Origin of the sequence: Bacillus sp. ISL-41 (genome assembly GCF_018613235.1) — a bacterium.
Taxonomy (GTDB): domain Bacteria; phylum Bacillota; class Bacilli; order Bacillales; family Cytobacillaceae; genus Mesobacillus.
In genome coordinates, this window is the sequence record NZ_JAGGQP010000014.1 from 21,825 (window position 1) to 44,308 (window position 22,484).

The window sequence follows — 22,484 nt, forward strand, 5'->3', positions numbered from 1 at the left end:
TGTATAACTAAAGGATGCGAGAACAGAACAGGGCTGTCGCTCCTTCAACTATTGATGCTGATTTCTTCAATAAACAAGAGGAGAGAGATTAATGAAAAGGTTAATTAAATGGCTTATTATTGTCTCATTATTATTTATTGCATTGGTCGGTTATGGAGTATACTGGGCATTTTTTGATATGAACAGGTTACCAACAGGAGAATTTCTTACAGAAGAGACCTCACCTGACGGGAAATATACCTTAAAAGCATATGTAACTAATGGAGGTGCAACAACATCATATTCTATCCGTGGTGAATTAGTTTTTAATGAAAGAAATAACAAAACTAAAAATATATATTGGAATTATAGAGAAGATAGTGCAAATATTACTTGGACAGACAATGATACAGTTGTCATAAACGGACATAAATTAGATGTACCGAATGAAAAATTTGATTTTAGAAATGAGTCATAACTTATTGAAGTAACGGGTGTTTACCTTCAATAAGCAGAAATACACCGAGTTATTAAGGTCGAAAGAGAAAGTTATAGATCATTCATTTCTCTCCATAGTAATGTTAATGCTTCCTCCGCTAGTAGCCTCATTCATACCAATAAGCTGAACTTCTATATGATCATGAAGAAAAGGCTTGTCGATTTTCCATGTTAATGAGAAGGTTTGTGGACTGTTAAAAGTTCCTTCTTTATCTGTATTTATTGCATAACCAATAAGAGTTCTTTCCCACCATGTCTGAGTGCCAGTAGGGATAAGCCAAAAGAGAACAGTTTCTGTGTTATCGGCTTCTACATAGATGGTTATTTCTTCGGTCCCTTTTGGCACAGTAACCCAATTGTTCGTTTCAGGAATGTTTGTATAAGCACTTTGTATGACTTTGGGTGGAGGTACAGTGATTTCGCTGTTAGCAAGTCATACTCCCTAAGTTGTAAAAAAGACTTAAGGAAATCAACATTTTAGGAATTAACATAATATCACCTCATATGGTTATTATTTTCTGCATCTGCGATAGTATGTGGTATTTCGTTAAAGGGTGTATTTTCAATAAGGACAAAACAAAAACACACTGACCTTTTTAAAAAGTCGGTGTGTTCTGGATTTTCTTATTTCCTTAAAATCTTCTCCATCTTTTTTCCCTTTGCCAGCTCATCGATCAGCTTGTCCAGGTAGCGAATTTCCTTCATTGTTGGTTCTTCAATGTCTTCCACTCGAACACCACAGATTACGCCTTTAATCAAGTCCCTCGAAGGATTCATTTGAGGAGCTTCTGCAAAGAAGGTCTCAAAGTCTGTCTGTTTTTCCAGCACTGCTTCTAACTCTTCCTGACTATATCCTGTCAGCCAGGTGATGATTTCATCGACTTCTGCTTTACTACGTCCTTTTCTTTCCGCCTTATTCACGTAATGTGGATAGACACTTGCGAAACTCATTGTATAGATTTTATGTTTGCTCAAGATACAAACTCCCTTAGAATCATTTTCTTCATTATAGTACGAAGAATTGGAGTGTTCAAATGTGAATTTTATTACCGAAATCAAAGGAAATTGGCCTGTAGGGAAAGAATATTAATGCATATGAAGCAGGGGGTGTGGTTGATGGCTAAGACAGTGCTTTCCAACAAGGGAAGTAGAATACCCAGAACCTTTCTCGAAGGAAGCTCTTTTTTTCGTATGCTCCGCTTTTCCTTCTTATTGTTTCTTTCCTTCTTTGTGGTTTACATCTACTACCTATATCTTACAGGCAATCTTCAAAAAACCATTCTCACGATCTGGTCTAATCATAAGCAAATCATTATCGTCTCTTCGATTTTCATTACCTATACAGGGATTGTTTTTCGGTTGGGTGTTTGGAGAGGGAGAAGAAGGTGAATGGAAGCGGGGGATTACATACTCTGCTTTTTTTCGTATTAAGAATTATCCGAATGAAGCTGACTCCATATCCTTTCACCAATCAATGTCATAGGTGATATACTAATGGTCTAATATAATAGAAGAAACGGTTTAGAGCAAAGGAGTCAACAGTATGGCCAATGTACATATATTCACGAAGAGAGAGGAAATCGCAAACGCAATCATCCATGGAATAGGAGGACTATTAAGCATCGCAGCCCTCGTCATTCTGATTGTGTTCGCTTCCCTGTACGGAACAGCATGGCATGTGGTGAGTTTCACTTTATTCGGGACGACCATGGTCCTTTTATATACATCATCAACTCTGGTCCACAGCTTCCCGCCAGGAAAAGCAAAGGACATTTTTGAAATAATGGACCACTCATCCATCTATTTCTTCATTGCCGGCACCTACACACCGTTCCTGTTCATCGCGGTAAAAGGAGTATTAGGATGGACACTGTTCGGAATCGTCTGGGGCCTTTCCATCGCAGGAACAGTATTTAAATCACTGTTCGTCAAACGATTCCTGCATACATCCACAGTGTTATATGTTGTCATGGGCTGGCTGATTGTCTTTGCCTGGGGTCCACTGACACAGAATGTATCATCACAAGGACTGGTATTCCTCGTAATTGGAGGAGTCTTGTATACAGTAGGAGCCATTTTTTACGTCTGGCGCGGATTTCATTACCACCATGCAATTTGGCATGTTTTTGTATTAGCAGGCTCGATCATGCACTTTTTTGCGGTCTTGACATTGCTGCCTTAATTTATATAGAAACTGAAGGTACAGTAAGTTGATCCTAAAGGTGCATACGACTAATATGAAAGGATTACTTAAGAGGAGTGGTCACTATGAGCATAGATACAGATGCATTTCCCATACTTGAGACTGAAAGGTCAGTTCTGCGTAAAGTTGAAAAAGATGATGCGAACAGCATTTTGAAGTATATGTCTAATGAAAAAGTAATGAAATTTTATGGATTACAACCTTTTAAAACAATAAACGATGCCTTGGACGAGATTTCCTGGTATCAATCTATACAAAACAACAAAACAGGTATTAGATGGGGAATTACTTTAAAGGAGCAAGGTGTTGTGATTGGCAGTTGCGGTTTTCATAACATAGTCTCTCAACACTTCCGTACTGAAATTGGCTTTGAATTGAGTAAAGAGCAGTGGGGCAAAGGTATAGCTCTTGAGGCAGTTGAAGCTACAATAAGCCACGGATTTCAACATATGAACTTCCAGAGGATAGAAGCGTTGATAGAGCCACTTAATGGATCATCACAAAAGTTAGTAGAAAAGTTGGGTTTTATCAAGGAAGGATTATTAAGGAATTATGAATTTACACGTGGTAAATTTGATGATTTATATATTTATTCTTTGCTGAAGCAAGACTTTAATAAAAGTTAAAGAGTTAGCCGATAAAGAATATTTAATGTCAGATTGTAACAAAGCCACATGAATTAACGTGTGATTTTCAATGAAAAGTTACTGGAATGGAGAGAATCAGCACCTTAAAATCAAGGGCTGTAAAGGGAATTTCATCGAATTCTTATCAGGATAAAGGGGCGTTGATCCAGGAAGGATTATCGCCCTTTTCGTTGAACTCAATTATTGACTCAAAATGCAGTTTAGGTGTAATAACATGAAATTGGTGTTGCACTTTTTTTCTTTTTTTGTTAATATCGTTTCATAGCTAACGATTCAGAAAGTTAGGAGGGAAAAATATTCATTCATTTAACGACGAAGGAGCATTACTCCCTGAAGAAATTGATACAATTAAACGCTTAACTAATAGCCCGATTCATTCCCTAAATCTAGACGCGATTTCGGTTGTTACCAATATTTACAGAGTAGCACAGGGATTGAGAAATAAAATGGAGCAGGGTGTATTATCGCAATACGGATTATCCTGGACTGCATTCTCAATGCTTTATGATTTGTGGATCTGGGAATCAGTTGAGACAAAAAAATTGGCTGAGTCCGCTGGGGTTTCAAAAGCGACAATAAGCAACATAACCAAAACTCTTGAAAAAAAAGAGTTATGTTTTAGAAAGGTGGATAAAAGAGACAGAAGGATTACCTCTGTTTCTCTTACCGAAAAGGGCAAGCAAGTAATGGAGGAGATTTATCCACAGTTTCATACCGGAGAAGTCCAATTGGTTTCAGTATTATCTGTTGAAGAACAGAAAAACCTTTCTAGAGTACTTAGAAGGGTAATAATTGATAATGATTTTTAGAAAACAACTTAATGATTAAAATGCGATGATGGGAAACCCAGTAGTTGTTATCTCCCTGTAAACAGAGAGTCGATGGTTGGTGCAAATCGACACACAGATAAGAGCGAATTACATTCCTGGAGCTTTCTTTGCTAGGTCGAGTTATGCAAAGAACGGACGAGCCGTTATTCGAAGAGTGGAAGGAAGTATTCCTTCAATTAGGGTGGTACCGCGTGCAAAAGTTAAACCACGTCCCTTTTTTTAGGGACGTGGTTTTTGTATTTTAAAATTTGGAGGAATTAGCGATGAATGAGGTAATGAACCAACTTAACGCAGAACAATTTGCTGAAGTAAAAAGGCAAATGAACATCTACTCACAAGGTGTACAGGACATTATTCCCCTTGAAGAGTTAGAACTAAAAGTAGCCAAGTCGATTCTGCAAAATAGACCATTAAAAATTAAACTAGGTTTGGACCCTTCTGCTCCAGATGTTCATCTCGGACATACCGTGGTCCTTAACAAAATGAGACAGTTTCAAGAAAATGGACATATCATACAACTAATAATTGGGGATTTTACAGGAAAAATCGGGGATCCGACAGGGAAATCGGTCGCAAGAAAGCAATTGACAGAAGAAGAAGTGAAGCATAACGCCAAAACATACTTTGAGCAATTTGCAAAAGTTATCGATATGGAAAAAGTTGAATTGCATTACAACTCTAAATGGTTGTCTGAACTAAATTTTGAGGATGTAATTCAATTGGCCGGCAAGATCACCGTGGCAAGACTATTGGAAAGGGACGATTTTGAAGAACGCATTGCATTCGGTAAACCAATCTCACTCCACGAATTCTTCTACCCACTTATGCAAGGCTATGATTCTGTTGTACTGGAATCCGATATTGAACTTGGAGGGACCGATCAGCATTTTAATATTCTGATGGGAAGACACTTTCAGGAGAAGTTTGGAAAGGAAAAGCAAATCGCATTGCTAATGCCACTACTTGAAGGTCTTGATGGTGCCGAAAAGATGTCTAAATCCAAGAAAAACTACATTGGCATTGATGAGAGCCCACAGGAAATGTACGGGAAAGCAATGTCCATTCCCGATGAGTTAATGACTAAATACTTTGAATTAGTAACGGATCTTACACCTAAAGAAATTCAAACCATTAAGAAACAGTTAGAAACAGGGGAACTTCATCCAAGGGATGCCAAAATGCTTCTTGGTAAGACAATTGTAAGAATGTACCACGGTATTGAAGCGGCAGAGCGGGCAGAAAATCATTTTATCTCTGTCTTTCAAAAAGGTTCTTTGCCTGATGATATTCCTGTTATAGAATGGGATGGAGATAAGGAGATATCAATCATTGACCTATTAGTTGGTTTGAAATTGTTATCGTCCAAGAGCGAAGCACGAAGGATGATAGATAATAAAGGCGTAAAAGTAAATGGGGAACAAGTGGGTAATCACCAATTAACCCTTATTGTTACCGATGGGTTAATTATACAGGTAGGAAAACGGAAATTTATTAAATTGAAAGTTTAGATATAAGTTAATTTGCATACAAAGAAGCTCAGAGCTAGTAAAAGCCCTGAGTTTTCTTTTGTGTGGTGTAATACATCCTAGCATTCATTTATCATATGTTCTCTAGAAAACAATTGCTCTCCAAGGGTGAAAGTAAACCTCAAACTTCAACCCTTTAATCTTCCGCTTAAAACATTCTTAATCATTTGAGTGAAGTTCACACTCAAATTCCTTTATCCACTTAAAATCTAAGGGAGCATTCACTACTTCGTAAATTCGTGTTGAGGCAACCACGTCATGGTCGAAGATGAAGATCTCGAATTCTCCATTTTTGTATACTATGCGCAGGGTAAACTGTTCGCTAGGATTTTCAGAGGACCATCCCTCTTTCATCGTTAGTCTTACTTTATATTGATTTAAAAAATCAGCAAGTTTATTCTTTTGGTCTTCACTAATTTTGGGAATTTTAATCTCAATCCCTTCGTTTTCTCTTTCACTTTCAACTGTTGTCAAAAAGATGCGATCGACTTGATCAATATTAACGACGTCACCTAAGTCTTGTACTCGGTATATATAGAAGATAAAAGAGATAGCAATGCCTAGGATCATCGCAGAAACTAGTACATATTTCTTCATTACCCCCAGCTTAACAATTTAAAGTCTGGAAAAAATTGATTATTACAATATCCATTTCTCTACCAAATCCAAAAGTCCTGCTTTCACTATATTGCTTTCAATCCTGAAAATTTCGCGAGTAGCAAAAAAGTTATTGTAAAAAGGAAAAGGGTATCTAACTTATAAGAAAGCTTCCCAATAAAAAACAGAAAGGATAATGTGCAGTGGCTATAGCGAGAGATTTCTTCATGGCGTTGTCAAAAAATCAGTTATTAAATGCTAGTGCAAAAAAATGGGGATTCAAACTTGGAGCGGGAAAGGTTGTTGCAGGAACTGACACTGATGGGATGATCCAATCAGTGAAGAATTTAAACTCTCATGGTATTAGTGCAACAGTAGACCATCTAGGTGAATTTGTTCGTTGCGAGCATGAAGCAATAGAAGCCAAAGAGAATGTCCTTAAAACACTGCAAGCCATTAAACAATCAAATGTAGACGCACATTTATCAATTAAATTAACACAACTGGGATTAGATGTTGATCAAGACTTTTGCCTGAAAAATATCCAGGATATAATGAAAGCAGCAAAAGAATACGGAGTATTTGTAAATATTGATATGGAAGATTACAGTCATCTCCTAATGACGTTTGATATATTAGATGAGTTGCGATACGAATACGACAACATCGGAACCGTAATTCAGGCATACCTTTACCGCTCAGAAAACGATCTTGAAAGATTGAAGCATGTGAGATTGCGACTCGTAAAAGGTGCATATAAGGAAAATGATCAAGTCTCTCTGCAAAAAAAGGAAGAAATTGATGCCAACTACTTGAAACTGATCAAGAAACGACTGCAACACCCGGGCTTCACATCGATCGCTACACATGATCACAATATTATAAATGAAGTAAAACAATTTGTGATCGAGAACAATATTCCGATAGATAAATTTGAATTCCAAATGCTATATGGCTTCCGAACAGATATGCAGCATGAACTAGTAAAAGAAGGATATTCCTTCTGTACCTATGTACCATTTGGAAATGACTGGTATGGGTATTTTATGAGAAGATTAGCAGAACGCCCGAAAAATTTAAACCTAGTTTTGAAGAGTTTAGTGGCAAAATGATCTGCTTGGGGGTTTAAGAGAAAGATTGGGAGAAGCAGCAGGACGTATCCTCTGGATGCACCTAGTTTGGCTATGTAAATCTTCTATAGAAAATGGTAAGGTAGTCCTGTTGTTATTCCGTTTGGGAGCATTAGGTACGTCCCTTTGCTCCCGTTGAAAGAGGTGCATTATGAGTAATATTAAATCGGCTATTGAAACGATGAAATATCGTCAATCTATTAGAACATATGATACAAAGAAGCTTTCCGAAACTGATTACAAAAGGATTATAGAATACATAGCTAATGAAGACAATTTAATAGGACCTTTTGGCAATAAAGGCCGAATAGAGCTTATTCAGATTACCAACAATGTATCAGAAAAAGGAATCAAGCTTGGAACTTATGGATTTATTAAAAATCCGCAGGTCTATCTGGTCGGTCTGTGTGAAAATAAGAAATACTCCTTGCTGGAATTCGCTTATACATTTCATAAGCTGGTGATTTATTTGACAGGTCTTGGATTGGGAACATGCTGGATGGGCGGCACCTTCAGCAGGAATTCCTTTGAACGAGAAATTCAGCTTGCAGAAGGAGAGTTTATTCCATGTATTACGCCATCGGGCTATCCTCAACAAAAGCAAAGAGTATTTGATAAAGCGCTTCGTTATGTGGTGAAAGCCGATAATAAAAAACCGTGGGATCAGTTGTTTTTTGACGGATGTTTTACAGATCCGCTCGGAAAGGAGCATGCAACACATTTTGAGATTCCCATCGAGATGGTGAGGCTGGGGCCTTCTGCATCTAACAAACAGCCATGGAGACTGGTTTTGTCGGAGGATCGGCAAAAGTGCCATTTTTATATTGAACATACCCCCAATTACAGTACAAGGCTAGGATATGATATGCAAATACTCGATATTGGCATTGCTATGGCTCAGTTTGAGTTAGCATGCGATGAACTGGAAATTAAGGGTCGCTGGGAAGTTGCAGACCCAGGATTAGAGCTCCCGAAAAGTCTGACAGAGTATATGGTTAGCTGGACACTGGATTAGGTTGGTTGAATCGAAGGATTTATCTTGGCAAGTTATGTGTTTAAGTGGGAATAGGGCAGTGAGCTGGTGAATGCAGCTAGGATAGTGGAAAAGGATTATTTATCTATTTGATCTAATGAAAACTAAATTAATATTTGTTGGATACACACTCTGAAGCCGTTGCGAAAACTACACTAACATAAATATTTCAGCCTTATCTTTTGGGGATAAGGCTTTTTTGTTCTTGATTTCATCAATTTTTGTGTATTGATTCGCGAATTTCCCCTAAAGAATTTAATGAAATTTAATACTATACACTTCTGACAAAGTATCATCTGAAATAAAGTATAATCGGAATTACTATTATCAATGGGTTTACAGCGTTAATCTATGTTAACATTTTGAGATAATGAACAATATGAAACTATTATACGAGAGCCCTAAAATGAAAAATAAAATGAACTTATTAATCGTCATTTTTACGACCATCTTTATGGTTGGTTGTACAAGCGTAGAAGATACAACCATTAAGGATAGAGAAAAAGATCCACAGGAAGCAACTACAGTTAACACAAATAAAAATAGTAAAAAAGAAGAAACTACGGTTGTCGATGAACCAGTAGCAGAGGAAAAACAAACCCAATCAACTAATGAACTGTTCTCAGGATACAAGCTTATTGAAGTTGATGGTGGCGATTTGTCTGGTTATCGTGAACCTTACGTCGTAGTTGACATTGGTTATGGAGACCGGGAATATTGGGCATTTACCAATGAATACGGGCAACTAGTACGCGTCATTGCTGACGAAATCATTCTACAAGATGACCGGAACGAACCTGTATTACCTTCTGGCAGATACTACTCTGATGAAGCAAAGGTTCCCGGTGTCGTAAGTGACGTTTTAGATGAAGGACATGTTATTGCTGATTCTCTCGGAGGGGTATCGAATGCGTATAATATTACCCCACAAGATAGCACACTCAACCGACATGGTGATCAAGAATATATGGAAGACGTGATCCGAAGCGCTGGCGGAGCCACTATTAAAGAGAGAACTAGCAGTTAAAACGCTAAGTAGAAGAGCATTTGATCAGTCAAATGGGAGAGCATCCAACAGTTTGATCCATTTTTAGTTGGCACAAGAAATTTATTGATTTGATAAAGAACAGACTAGGCTAGACCAGAGACCATCTTAACCCATAATAACTTAGGTAAAATTAGACAGAAAATCAAATGTTGATGAACTGTGCGCATAAATAGATTAAATATAAATGTTAATAGTAAAATATCCTTTATGTATTTTAGATATTTCATTATAATAATATTATTGACATATACTACAGAATGTATGTTCTGTTATAATATTTATTAATGAAGAATCGTAGGGAGTGAAATAAAGTGGGAAATATAAAACCTACAGTTATTGATATGTTTTCTGGTTGCGGAGGATTATCACGAGGCTTTATGGATGCAGGTTATGAAGTGTTGCTTGGAGTTGATAATGAAGCTATAGCGCTAAAAACATTTAAAGAAAACCATGGGCATGCTGAAATATTACAGGCAGATCTGTTTGATCCAGCAACAATACATCAAATGCAAAATATTATCGGAGACCGAAAAGTTGATCTTATCGTTGGCGGACCTCCTTGCCAAGGTTTCTCATTGACTGGAACAAGAGATGAAGGTGATAAAAGAAACACACTTTTTAAATCAATGGTCGAAGCTGCTAAAGTTTTTGAACCGCAAGCATTTGTTTTAGAAAATGTACCAGGATTGGCTACATTATATAAAGGAAAAACTAGGGATGATATTATAAAAAGTTTTTCCGAGTTAGGCTATAAAGTGAATTTCAATGTATTATTTGCTCCAGATTATGGAGTCCCCCAAATAAGAAAAAGAATATTTTTTGTGGGTATTAAGGGAGACACAGAATTCAGCTTCCCGGAACAGACTCATTCTCCACATGAATATGTTACTTGTGGAGAAGCTATCAGCGACCTTCATGATCGGGATGATGATAAGCTTGGAGAAGAAATTGATAATTATGTGAGTGAGCCCCTGACTGACTATCAAAAATATATGAGATCCAAAACTACCATGTTATACAACCATGTAGGTACTCGTCATACAGAAGAAGTAAAAAAAGTGATTTCAATGGTGCCAGAGGGAGGAAACCATAAGGATTTACCACCGGGTGTTGGAGAAAGTAGGAAATTTAATGAAGCATGGACAAGATATCATAGTGAGAAGCCTTCTAAAACTATAGACACTGGACATAGAAACCACTTCCACTACAAGTTCAATCGAGTACCAACTGTTCGTGAGAATGCACGTTTGCAAACTTTTACCGATGACTTTGTATTTTACGGTACAAAAACACAGCAATACAGACAAGTTGGTAATGCTGTTCCACCATTACTAGGCTTTCATATTGCCAAGAAGCTAAAATCTTATCTGAAAATAGAGCAAGAAGTGTGATGGAAATGAATAAATTTAATGTAATTGATATTTTTGCCGGTTGTGGAGGATTATCAGAAGGCTTTAAAAAAACAGGGATTTTTAATCTTTTAGCAGCTGTAGAGTGGGAAAAAGCACCTGCAATGAACCTCGTAAACAGATTAAAAACTAAATCCGGCATTGAGAATGCAGAAGAGCGTGTATTAATTTTCGATATTCAAAGGACAGATGAGTTATTCTATGGTTGGGAGAATGATGAAAAGTATGGCTCAAATCAAGGATTAAATAAGCTCGTTGGCTCTGAAAATGTTGATTTGATAATCGGTGGACCACCCTGTCAGGCCTACTCAATTGCCGGACGTATAAGAGACGAACATGGAATGAAAAATGACTATCGTAACTACCTTTTTGAAAGCTATATGAAAGTGGTAAAAAAATATAAGCCAAAAGCATTTGTATTTGAAAATGTACAAGGCATGCTGAGTGCAAAACCAGGTGATGTGCCAGTAACAGAATTAATAAGGAAAGAAATTGAAGAAGCTGGTTATATAATTGTTGATGATTTAAAGGAACACGCATTAATAGATTTCACTGAATATGGAGTTCCGCAAAAAAGAAGCCGAGTAATTATATTGGCACTAAATAAATCACTCTTCAAACAACCTGAGAAGGTACTTTTAGACTTTTACCACAGAGTATTACCTATTTATAAAGAAGCAAATAAAAGAACTGTAAGAGATGCCATTGGAGACCTGCCCCCTTTATTTCCTGCAGAACAGGATATTAAGGATAAAGGAAGAAAATACTCTCATGTCTTAAATAAAAAAAATGTATCAAATCACGAACCCCGATTTCACAGCAGGAGAGACATAGAAATCTTCACTGAATTGACAACAGATATTGAACAAGGTTATTTTAAATATATTTCAACAGATGCTTTAAAGAAACTCTATACTGAGCGTACTGGTAAAACTTCTAATGTTCATAAATACTATGTATTACGCTGGGATGATCAAAGTAATACAATTCCAGCACATTTATATAAAGATGGATTAAGGCATATCCATCCCGATTCAAGGCAGGCTCGATCTATCACTGTAAGGGAAGCCGCGAGACTACAAACTTTTGATGATGATTATGAGTTTATTAGCAGTGCTGGTGAAAACTATAAAATGATTGGAAATGCTGTCCCACCAAAATTTTCAAAAAAATTGGCACTTGCCGTTGCTGAAATCCTTTCACCTGAATATGATGAGTCTGATTTACGTATTGATAGAATGTGTAATGAAATTTAGCATAGACGATCTTTTTAAGGTCGTCTTTTTTTACTTATTTTGTTAAAATTGTAATTAGGGACTAAATGAGAGGAGGAAAAATATATGAGAAATAATGAGAGTCTTTATTTTGATATATGGAGAAAAAGGGACTTCAGAAATTTACTGATGGCATATACTCAGACGGCAAATCAATTCCGAACGCAAGAAGACATGAGAATTGGTTTTGGTAAGATGCTAGACAAATATGTTGATGGCGGCAAAAAAAAGTATTCAGGTACAAAAAAACAATGGATGAGCGCATATACACTTGGAAGGGAACTAGGGGTTTTTCGACGGAAAAAGGGTGAAAGTTATGAACTATCCAGGCTTGCACGTGACTTTTTGGAAAGCAGAATCCTTGCGAGTGAGTACCTGTTAAATTACTTGTTGAATTTTAATCAATTAATTGATGGTCAGATTGTCCATCCGCTTTATGAGGTGCTCCTTGTTATTAAGACGAATGGAGGTACAGTTACTAGAAATAACATTATAAACATACCTAATTTTAATTTATCTTCCAAAACTACTGAAAACCAACGGCAAATTATAAACATTTTCATTCATAGAATGATAGAGGCTAAAATTATAGAACCAACAACACAGAAAGAAGTGTTCAGGCTGACGTCAAGGTATAATCTTGAGAATCTGATGCAGTCTTGTTGCAAATCTGATAAATCCCCTGAAGAGTTTGAAGAAATGACACATGAAGAATATGTTGATATGTTAAGTGTGCCCAATACTATAATTCAAGTATACAGATAAGGAGCTACGAAAAAAATTGGAGAAATCGATTATAGATAATTATATAATTTCATTACTTGCAAAGCCATTTGTAGTGCTGACAGGAAACTCAGGCACTGGGAAGACGCATTTGGCACTTAAGGTTGCTGAACATCTAGAGAACAAGAATTACAAGGTAAACTCCTGGTTATCCCTTGCGATTAATAATAGAGGCAGAATATTGAACAGAAACGAGGAAGATATAAGAAATTTATGTATAGACTCCAATGTTTTTGTTGCTAAGGTTGAAGAGAAAGAGTTTGAAGTACAAATTGAAATGAATGTTCAAGTTGAAAGTGATGACACCGAATTCTGGGATATGATTAATGAGGGCTCAACAAATATCAAATTAGGTGCAGCAGTAAGAATTCCGTCAGAAAAGAGACACGTTTTAATCCCTGTTGGTGCAGACTGGACAGATTCACGTAATTTACTTGGTTATGTTAATCCTTTTGGGCCGGAAGGTAAGACAGTGTATGAAATTACTCCTATAGTAGAGTTGCTTCTAAAAGCTCTTCACCCGGAGAATCGATATTTACCGCATTTTATTATTTTGGACGAAATGAATTTATCGCATGTTGAAAGGTACTTTAGCAGTTTTCTTTCAGCAATGGAGGCTAACAGGAGTTCTTCAGAGGAAAAAGGTGTAGAGTTATTAGATAAAACTCAACTTGCAATTATAATTGAAACTCTTAAGGAAAACCCTCGGGTAAATTCAAAAGTACTTGAAAGCGCAGAGTTGCTCTTACAAAAGGATAATTACATTTCTTTGCCACCAAACATATTTATTATAGGCACAGTAAATGTGGATGAAACAACCTACATGTTTTCACCAAAAGTTTTGGATAGGGCGCATATAATTGAACTGGAAACAGTGCATCCATCAAAATATTTTAACGGATCATTTACGCAAAGTGACCTTAATTTGGATGGTGACACGATCCTTAACAACTTTAGGACATCTATAGAATACAGGGAAAAAGAACACCAGGGAGTGGATGTGCTTTCTCAATTACAAAGCAGATGGCATGATGATTCTGGATTTGAAGAAGCAAAGGAGCAAATTGAAATACTTCTATCCGGCATGTACAGTTTACTTAAGACTGTTAATTTTGATTTTGGATACAGAATTTATAAAGAAACCCTGGAATATTTATATTTTGCCATTCTGTACAAAAAGTCGACCGCGGAGTGGGGAACTTATATGGATAATGTCATTTTGCAAAAAGTACTTCCGAAACTACATGGAAATAGAAGGCAGTTGAGTGATGTATTGGATTTATTAATTAAGTACCTTAATAAAGAAATATTTGATGATATCGCCGCAAATATTAAAGTAAGAGAAGCTTCAGAGAATTATGCTACCAATAATGAAAATATAGTCAAAAATAATCTTGATTTACCTAAGAGTATGGCAAAACTGAATAAAATGAAAACGTCCCTTAATAATATCGGATTTACTTCATTTATAGGTTAGGAGCTAATAATGTATTCTCTTAACCAGTACATTATCCAATGGCCATACTCTAAAAAGCTGCTGAAAATCCAAAGAAAAAAAGGGGAAAAGGGTTCAATAACCCATCTTCATACTGTGAATTACAAAATTACAGCTTTTATAGAAAGTGATATTACAGAAGATTTACCACTGATAACATTACGGGAAGATCACCCAGAAACTTTCTATCCTTTATCTTTGAGAGAAGAAGCAACCTATTTAATAACTGCGTTAGTTCCCAAAAATATTGTGTCCCGATCAGATTTTCAAGGTCCCTTCCAAGATATGTATGTCAATAAGCACGTTAATTTTTTTCCAAAAAGCTATTGGAAAGAGAAAGTGATTGATAATGAGGTATATATAGAAATTGTAGGTGAGCTTTTCACGAAAAACTTTGTTGGGTTTTTAGATCTCTCTCTTGGTAAAAGAGAAGAATTTTTTTGTGAAGTAGCTGCAAGAAAAATAACTTATGAAAGCGACTATAGGTCTTTACTGAACGAAATTGCAAAAGAATCGAGTAACTTATTAATGCAATTTAGTGGATTATCTCGCCTAAATATAGCAAATAACAAAATGAGCTCGGAAAATTTCAGCCAAATCATTCAGTTAAGAAGTATTATGAAAGATTTACCAACTGCTTTTGATACCATATTGTTTAAGTTGCATAATAAACTTAACTCTATCTCAACCACTGAACCCATAGGTGGAGGGAGGAAGCCTGATACCAATTTAATGATATTCAATTTACAAATTCTCGACTTGCAGCCAGAAGGAATATTAAAAAAGAAATTTAATGGCTATACGCCAGGGAAATTAATAACTAAAGTTCAAAATGAGACATATGATACACCTGAAAATCGTTATATTAAAAGCTTTTTGGAAGAGCTGCATTATATTGTACATTCATTAAAAAAGAGTATAGATCAAACAATAATGGACAACGAGAACAGGAAAATATTTCTGTTGTATGCACTTGAAGTTGATCAATGGTTAACGATAATAGAAGATTATTTAAATTCCTCTGTTTTTAGGCAAGTTGGCAGAATGGAATTTTTTCCTTCCAATTCACAAGTTCTTCAGAATAGAGCGGGATATCAGGATGTCTTAATTCTGGACCAGAGATTACAAAGCGGACTTCAATTATCATGGAGTCCATTAGAAGCGGTAACCAATGACATTTATTCCAAACCAGTTTATGATTTGTACGAGATATGGTGTTTTTTTAAAATCAGGAATATTTTGCGTGACATATTTAGTGCAGAGATCGAACATATCAATTTATGGGTTGAAGAGAATGGAAGCGTTAGCTTCAATCTCAAAAAAGGTTTATTAAGTGGTCTGGTTTTCCAGAAGAAGAATTTTAAAATTACGTTTTTCTATAATAAGGAATTCAGCAGGCAAACTAAATCTGGATATTCGTATTCTTTAAAGTTTAAGCCGGATTTTACCTTGCATTTTAATGAACTCAGCAACGGAAACTCTTTTTATATTCATTTTGATGCTAAATATAAACTGGACAAGATTGATGACATGGAAACAGACCTAAAAATGAGCAAAAAAGAGGATATTGTTAAAATGCACGCCTATAAAGATGGCATTATTGACACTTTGGGTTCGTATGTTTTATATCCAGGAAATCAGTTTAAAAATTACCGAGAAACCGAGCATATTATACCGAGCATTGGAGCAATACCATTGGTACCTAGTGATTCTGAGACAGAAGTAAGATTAAAGTCCTTTATAGAAGACATATTTATGTGCGTACAAATTTAACAAAGAGCAATGGTTGGAGCATTTGTGGATTTTACCAATAAGAGGACGCTTGGTATGGACTATCAATTAGAAACTTAGAATTTTAATTACTGTAAGTAAAGAAACTCTATTATGGCCTTTAAGAATAAAGTATTTAGTCAGACGATTTCTAGAATGGATAGATAATAACACTATAAGAAGATAAGACTTTTACCGTAACGAAAAGTCTTATCTTCATTCGTAATTCCGAAGGGAAAATGTTTAACGATACATTACGTATAGTGTTTTTTGGAGTTGATAATAAATTGTTCAATTTTGTCTATTGTTCCTTCGAAATCTTTCTTAATCTCATGCTCCCATATTCTTAATACATTCCAGTCTCTTTTTAAGTAATACTCATTTACCTCTTCATCCCTAGCCATATTCCTTGTTAGTTTTTTTCTCCAGAATTCTTCATTGTTCTTTGGCATATTGCTGTGTTGGGGACATACATGCCAAAAACACGAGTCAATGAAAATAACAATTTTATATTTGCTGATAGAGATATCTGGCCGTCCAAACAACTTACTGTTTTTTCTAAACCTAAATCCCTTGTTCCAAAGGGCTTTCGTAACTCTCTGTTCCAATTTAGAAACAGATTTGATGGCTTTCATATTATTTGATCTTTGTTCTTTATTCATTACATCAGACATAATTTATTACCTTTCATGGACTTCGTTTTCAATACATTATCCTAAATCTTATTTTAATAAACAGGAACTAAAGATAATTGTCCGAAATAAACTTCCCTATTTATGAATGGGCAACAATTCAATTGGCATTGTTTTTGTCAGAAAGTAAACTCAAGGGTACATTTTTTAAGGTAGCATAATGCTCAAAGAAGTTCACCTTGCTTGACAGTACCATTTTAGAAAAGAAAAATAGAATAAAAACTATGCTGAAATTAAGTTAGCCATACTCTCAGCCAATATCAATTAGCCATAATATAATAGGAGGTAGCAAGGAGCCTTTATAAGTATGGCTGCCTCACCTGATATATATAAAATTTTGTTCCAGAATGGTTCACTTTAGATCCTTCTCATATTAATAGGAGGGCAGTAAAGGTACGATTAGACAGAGATGTACCTAATAGGTGGAAGAGGTACAAATAAATACTCTTTTGAACTGAGTCAGTGAGTACAAATTCTCAGTTTACATGGATACCCCTAAATTTTGCATTGCCCCACAAACATTTATTTGTGGTGTAACTAACCATTTAAATTGAAACATGCAGGTGAACTAAGTGGTTTTTGTGTAACATCATGGGGGTCTATTAGTACGACTTTTCATTGCAAGGTTTTATGTTCAATGCGATTTTATATTTGTAATCAGGTAACACAATTTTAATGTGTCATAATTAGGTAAGTGAGAAGTTTAAAAGGAGGGTCAAGAATTTTGGCCAGAGAAGATACTATTTTAATTAAAATTAGAGTTTCATTCAAAGAGGGAATGACTGCTAAAGAGTTATATAATGCAACGAGTGTGAGTTGGGTTATTGGTGAAAATAGACTAAGCTCTGGTGAATTAAAATATTTTTGTGCTGTATACAATAATGAAGTTAAAGAGGTTTATAATCTTACTGGATATGAAAAAGATGAGCATCCTGAAAACGTTGGACGTATTATTCTTTATGGTGAACTAGCGGAGAAGCCTATTCGTTCAACGCTTCTTAATCTAAACGTAAGAGATATACATAAAGGATCAGGTAATCCAATTAAATATGTAAAAATGGAAGATTTATTAAATCGAGCCAATAATGATCCAGAGGTAAATTTAAATGAGGATCTGTCTGCTAATCAAAACCTGATTAGGTTCCTCTTTAAAAGGTTAGCAAATGAGAACAAAGAAATTAGAACTTTGAGCACGAACAAGCCTAACTGGATCACAAAAATAGATGAATCTGGATTATTTGTGGAAACAGAAACATCCAGAGTAAAGTTTTCACGCGGAGAAAAGAACAAACCTTATGCTTTAATAACTTATGATTTCTTACTGGCAGCCTGGGAAGAATTTTTAAAAGTTAGAAAAGCTTCATCGAATGATTTTATTGAGGCCAAGGGCCGGTCTCGTTTTGTTATGGCATTTTTTAATGAACTACCTTTTGTTGAAAAAGTAGTAATAGATAATGTTCTTTATATTAGTTTGAAGGAATTTACTACAGATCAGCTTCCAGAAGCGAATTTAGAACAAACCCTGGAGCTTTTAAATGAAATAATAAATCAAGAATTAGACTCTAAATTAATCTCGCAGAAATATAGTGATGATTCAATAAAACGTCTAAAACTCCGTGCAAGACAGGGATTAAAAATTCTTGGATTCTTGGATGAAGATTATAAGATCAAACAAAATATATTGGACCAATATATTAATTCTGATGACAAGAATGAGTTTCTTTCAAAAAGGATATTGCAGCATTCCTACTTCTCGGTAATTTATCAATGTCTTTCTCTCCTAAAAGGATTTGAAAAGGCAGATAAGTTTTCTTTCCTAACTGAAATTGGAATGTTAATCGTGAGAAACTCAATGGGCACGAATCTGATGGTACAATCTGTTGCCCAGTACAGAACAAGGAATATGTTAAATTGGCTAAAAAAAACGGGATTGGTGGATGAGGAGTGGAATGTTTTGAAAAATGATAGTATAAATCCGAATTATACTACATCTTCAAATGCCAGTATGGTGAGAGAAAACTTGCCGATCTACGGGATTATTGAACACATTAATAGATATATCGCTGGAAAAGGTTTTTATTACGAAAAGGACGAAATTATCAACCTCTTCTTATCCCTAAAAACTAAACCCTTCGTCATCATCTCTGGTATTTCCGGAACAGGAAAAACTAAAATTGTTCAATGGTTTGCTGAAAGCGTGGGTGCGACAGAAAAAAATGGTCAATTTAGTCTAATTCCGATCCGTCCTGATTGGAATGATGGTTCTGACTTGCTGGGATACGTTGACATAAAAGGGGACTTTAAAGAGGGACCTTTAACTAAGGTAATAAAGAACGCTCACCTGAATCCCGATCTGCCTTATTTTGTTCTTCTGGATGAGATGAACCTGGCGCGTGTTGAGTATTATTTTAGTGATATTTTAAGTGTGATGGAGAGCCGCAAGTGGGAGAATGGAGAGGTTGTTTCTTCTACTATTCTCTCAAGTGATGTTTATGGAGAGGACCTTACTCTTCCAAACAATCTCTATATTATCGGAACGGTTAATATGGATGAAACGACACATCCATTCAGTAAGAAGGTATTGGACCGGGCAAATACAATCGAGTTCAATCGTGTTAATCTTGGTAACCTGGCCTTTTTATCTGAGCTTGAAGAAGTGGAGCCGAAAGTCATCGGTCAGGATCGATTTGCTTCTAAGTATCTTCATTTGAAAGATGTATATAAAGAAAATAAAGAAATAGTAACCAGGGCTACGGATGAACTAGTTATAATCAATGAATCTCTACAGTTGATTAATGCACATGTTGGGTACCGTGTCCGGGATGAGATCTGTTTTTATCTTGCTTACAATGAAGAATCAAATTTAATGGAGTTTGAAAATGCATTTGACCATTGCATCCTGCAGAAGATCCTCCCGCGAATTGCAGGAAGCGACACTCGAGTGGAACAATTGCTGATGGGACTCTTTAGTCAATTTACGAATCAAGAGTATGAAGAGGATGGACAAATTGACATTCAAAATGCCAAGTATCCACGAAGCGCAGCAAAGGTTGCTGAAATGCTTGGGAGGTTAAGAAACGATGGCTTTACTTCCTTCTGGATCTCGTGATGATGTTGAATTAGTAAAAATAGAGACCGATGATCTTTCGTTAGTTATAAAGGGGAAACCTTATCATTTGCGGTATGAGGGGTTACGGCAGTATAAGGCTATGGATCGTCATGATGTGATGGATTTTACAGTAAGTGGAGATGGCATTCAAGAGATTAGGGTATATGATATCGCCAATCAGGACCTGGTAAGTCCCTCTGAGCAAAGGCCAATCTTCTTTGAAAATGGGGTATATCAGCTGATTGTCGTTCCGAAGGATAATCGAAAGTTCACTTTTTATCATGAATATCCTCTTATTAGACAAGCTGTCTCATCTGTACCAATTGGCAGCCAATCTATTTTAATGGGGAACCTTCAGTTTCAAAATGAGGTTGGTTTTACTACGTTTGAAATAAGGGCGGATGGCAAGACGATCCTTGAAGTCACGCTGGAGATTTTCCCTGTAAAACTTGATTATAAAAAGGATTATCAGAAGCTTTTAGAGGAAGTGAATGATGAAATTTATAACCTGGCTTTTCATTTTATCCGGAAAACGTATTTGGGTGCCAGGTTAAAGCTGGAGGGAAGTCCGTCGAAAGCGGAATTTTACCGGCTGATTAGTGAACATTTTGATCAATTTGTCCAGGCTGTTGCAAGAATTGAATTCCAACCTCATCATAAATTGGAGAAGACGTATGAAAAAGCACGCGGGGACCAGCTGAGGAAGCAAGACTCTGTCAGCAGGAATTTTTTGCGAAAGCGGGCGAACGTCTTTGTCGATGTATCAAAGGGGATTGATGTTCATGGCAGGACAGTCATGCCTTCTGAAGGGCTAAAAATCAAAAAAGAGCTGACATATGATACTTTGGAGAACCGCTATGTTAAGTGGATGATTGAGCGGATTAAACAAAAGCTGGATGATTTATTGGACTCTATTGTGAGCAAAAACAGGTGGACCAGAGAGAAGCCAGATTATGACTTAGTTGAGAAAATTGAGTCGATGTCCAAACAGCTAAAGTTAAAGCTGAGCAGTCCATTTTGGAAGTCTATTGGTAAGTTGGACCGATCGGTTATGAGCCTGGTTCTGCAAATGGCACCTGGTTATCGGGACGCTTTTCAAATCTTTTTAACTGTGTCAAAGGGATTAATGTTGCAGGGGAAGCTGTACCGAATGTCCGTAAAGGATGTTGCCACTCTCTATGAATATTGGACTTTCTTGAAGCTCGGACAGATTCTTGGCCGAAAGTATAAGCTTATCAGCCAGGATATTGTTCAGGTTAACAGGGAAGGACTGTTTGTGAATCTTGAAGCAAATAAAACGGCCAGGAGGGTATTCAGGCATCCTGTTACGAATGAAGAAATCATTTTAGCGTACCAAAAACGGGAGACCAGCTTGCCGACTGTATCGCAAATACCTGATACGATGCTGAGCATTGAGAAAAAGGGAAAAGGCTACAAATACCATTATATTTTTGATGCTAAGTATCGAATTGATTATGCTCAGGAAGACAGCTTTTATCAGAAACGATATAAGACACCCGGTCCTATGGAAGATGACATTAATACGATGCACCGCTATAGGGATTCGATTGTTGCGACAAATGGGGGTCCATTTGAGAGAACTGCTTTTGGAGCTTATGTGTTATTCCCATGGTTTGACGAAGCCGTCTATGAAGGGCATCATTTTTACAAGAGTATCGATAAAGTGAATATTGGCGGGCTGCCGTTCCTGCCGAATGCCACGAATATGGTTGAACGGTTTGTAGAAAGATTGATTGATAAGAGCCCGGAAGAGATTCAAAGGGAGGGTATCCTGCCAAGGGGTGCACATGAAGAATGGAAGTCGAGCCTGGATCAAATGGTGTTGGTAGGGCTTGTTTCCGATCAAGAGAGTTATGATCAATTCATCAAGGAAGCCTATTATCAACTTCCTGTAAAGCAATTAAGGAAAGGTTGGCAGGAAGCTGAGTATATAGCCTTGTATGTTAAAAATAGCTTAAATATTGATAATGGCGTTCAGCTTTATGCGAAGATTAAAGATGTTATGCCTTATCATGATGGAACTGACGAATATATGCGTTTTCATGCAGCACCTTGGTCTAGGCTGAAGCAGAACATTAGGCCCGTTCATTACGGCATATCAACCTATGTGATGACGACCTTAAATACTCTAAAGGAAGCACAGGAACTTCCTGAATTATTTATGAAGTCTAGGGAAGAGATTGTCATTTGGCGTATGCTTAGAAGGGTCTCTGATCAGATTAGGATTGACCTGGACCAAAAGAATCTTGATTGGGCTTCTAGGATATCAGAGTATAAGATTAAGGATATCAAAGTGATCATATATAAGCAGGAGAGGGAAATCCGATTTGTTCAAAATAGCAAAGAAGAAGCAGTCTCTATTGATCAATTAGAGAAAAATCCTTCAGGGGTTTTTAAGAAATTGATGGAGATGCTTCAACAATCAAAGGCAGACTAATTG

General features: G+C 36.4%; 18 protein-coding genes, 1 pseudogene and 1 other annotated feature. Of the genes and pseudogenes, 15 read left to right on the forward strand and 4 right to left on the reverse strand.

Going from position 1 to position 22,484, the window contains the following annotated elements; all coding sequences use genetic code 11:
• Positions 1–91: 91 nt before the first annotated feature.
• Positions 92–457, forward strand: a complete 366-nt coding sequence (locus tag J7I80_RS06680; protein ID WP_214736848.1) for a DUF5412 domain-containing protein — start codon at positions 92–94, stop codon at positions 455–457.
• Positions 458–535: 78 nt separating this feature from the next.
• Here the strand turns inward: J7I80_RS06680 and J7I80_RS06685 are convergent, their stop codons facing one another.
• Positions 536–823 (reverse strand): hypothetical protein, encoded by a 288-nt coding sequence (locus tag J7I80_RS06685; RefSeq protein ID WP_251027636.1) that lies wholly within the window; start codon positions 821–823, stop codon positions 536–538.
• 278 nt (positions 824–1,101) lie between these two features.
• Entirely contained in the window at positions 1,102–1,452 is a 351-nt protein-coding gene (locus tag J7I80_RS06690) for a DUF2200 domain-containing protein (RefSeq protein WP_214736850.1), read from the reverse strand.
• Between the two features lie 568 nt (positions 1,453–2,020).
• Between J7I80_RS06690 and trhA the strand changes: the two genes are divergently transcribed.
• From trhA to tyrS, 4 genes are all read left to right on the forward strand, one after another.
• Complete coding sequence (gene trhA, locus J7I80_RS06695) at positions 2,021–2,659, forward strand: PAQR family membrane homeostasis protein TrhA (RefSeq protein WP_214736852.1); 639 nt, start codon at positions 2,021–2,023, stop codon at positions 2,657–2,659.
• A gap of 86 nt (positions 2,660–2,745) precedes the next feature.
• Positions 2,746–3,306 (forward strand): GNAT family N-acetyltransferase, encoded by a 561-nt coding sequence (locus tag J7I80_RS06700; protein WP_214736854.1) that lies wholly within the window; start codon positions 2,746–2,748, stop codon positions 3,304–3,306.
• A 317-nt stretch (positions 3,307–3,623) separates the two neighbouring features.
• Entirely contained in the window at positions 3,624–4,136 is a 513-nt protein-coding gene (locus J7I80_RS06705) for a MarR family winged helix-turn-helix transcriptional regulator (protein WP_214736940.1), read from the forward strand.
• A gap of 16 nt (positions 4,137–4,152) precedes the next feature.
• Positions 4,153–4,375 (forward strand) — a binding site (T-box leader).
• Positions 4,376–4,420: 45 nt separating this feature from the next.
• A complete protein-coding gene (gene tyrS / locus J7I80_RS06710; protein ID WP_214736856.1) occupies positions 4,421–5,665 on the forward strand; it encodes a tyrosine--tRNA ligase in 1,245 nt (414 codons plus the stop codon).
• 177 nt (positions 5,666–5,842) lie between these two features.
• Here tyrS and J7I80_RS06715 read toward each other — a convergent pair whose 3' ends face one another.
• Entirely contained in the window at positions 5,843–6,280 is a 438-nt protein-coding gene (locus J7I80_RS06715; protein ID WP_214736857.1) for a hypothetical protein, read from the reverse strand.
• Positions 6,281–6,489: 209 nt separating this feature from the next.
• Here J7I80_RS06715 and J7I80_RS06720 point away from each other — a divergent pair, with 209 nt between their 5' ends.
• The 8 genes and pseudogenes from J7I80_RS06720 (at position 6,490) to J7I80_RS06755 (ending at position 16,225) form a co-directional block, all read left to right on the forward strand.
• A complete protein-coding gene (locus J7I80_RS06720; RefSeq protein ID WP_483297688.1) occupies positions 6,490–7,392 on the forward strand; it encodes a proline dehydrogenase family protein in 903 nt (300 codons plus the stop codon).
• A gap of 169 nt (positions 7,393–7,561) precedes the next feature.
• On the forward strand, positions 7,562–8,425 hold the full coding sequence (locus J7I80_RS06725; RefSeq protein ID WP_214736859.1) for a nitroreductase family protein: 864 nt from the start codon (positions 7,562–7,564) through the stop codon (positions 8,423–8,425).
• A 424-nt stretch (positions 8,426–8,849) separates the two neighbouring features.
• Positions 8,850–9,446: pseudogene (locus J7I80_RS06730) on the forward strand (DNA/RNA non-specific endonuclease); the annotation flags it as partial.
• A gap of 356 nt (positions 9,447–9,802) precedes the next feature.
• Entirely contained in the window at positions 9,803–10,882 is a 1,080-nt protein-coding gene (locus J7I80_RS06735) for a DNA cytosine methyltransferase (RefSeq protein ID WP_214736862.1), read from the forward strand.
• Positions 10,883–10,887: 5 nt separating this feature from the next.
• Entirely contained in the window at positions 10,888–12,156 is a 1,269-nt protein-coding gene (locus J7I80_RS06740) for a DNA cytosine methyltransferase (protein ID WP_214736864.1), read from the forward strand.
• Between the two features lie 84 nt (positions 12,157–12,240).
• Positions 12,241–12,939, forward strand: coding sequence for a hypothetical protein (locus J7I80_RS06745; protein WP_214736866.1), 699 nt, complete (start codon positions 12,241–12,243; stop codon positions 12,937–12,939).
• A 16-nt stretch (positions 12,940–12,955) separates the two neighbouring features.
• Entirely contained in the window at positions 12,956–14,434 is a 1,479-nt protein-coding gene (locus J7I80_RS06750) for a hypothetical protein (protein ID WP_214736868.1), read from the forward strand.
• A gap of 9 nt (positions 14,435–14,443) precedes the next feature.
• A complete protein-coding gene (locus J7I80_RS06755; RefSeq protein WP_214736870.1) occupies positions 14,444–16,225 on the forward strand; it encodes a DUF2357 domain-containing protein in 1,782 nt (593 codons plus the stop codon).
• 251 nt (positions 16,226–16,476) lie between these two features.
• Here J7I80_RS06755 and J7I80_RS06760 read toward each other — a convergent pair whose 3' ends face one another.
• Complete coding sequence (locus J7I80_RS06760) at positions 16,477–16,896, reverse strand: very short patch repair endonuclease (RefSeq protein WP_214736872.1); 420 nt, start codon at positions 16,894–16,896, stop codon at positions 16,477–16,479.
• 742 nt (positions 16,897–17,638) lie between these two features.
• Between J7I80_RS06760 and J7I80_RS06765 the strand changes: the two genes are divergently transcribed.
• Together J7I80_RS06765 and J7I80_RS06770 are read left to right on the forward strand one after the other, a co-directional pair.
• Positions 17,639–20,023 (forward strand): hypothetical protein, encoded by a 2,385-nt coding sequence (locus J7I80_RS06765; RefSeq protein WP_483297687.1) that lies wholly within the window; start codon positions 17,639–17,641, stop codon positions 20,021–20,023.
• Positions 19,995–22,481 (forward strand): restriction endonuclease-like protein, encoded by a 2,487-nt coding sequence (locus J7I80_RS06770; RefSeq protein WP_214736874.1) that lies wholly within the window; start codon positions 19,995–19,997, stop codon positions 22,479–22,481. Before J7I80_RS06765 ends, J7I80_RS06770 begins: the two co-directional genes overlap by 29 nt.
• The last annotated feature ends 3 nt before the right edge of the window (positions 22,482–22,484 follow it).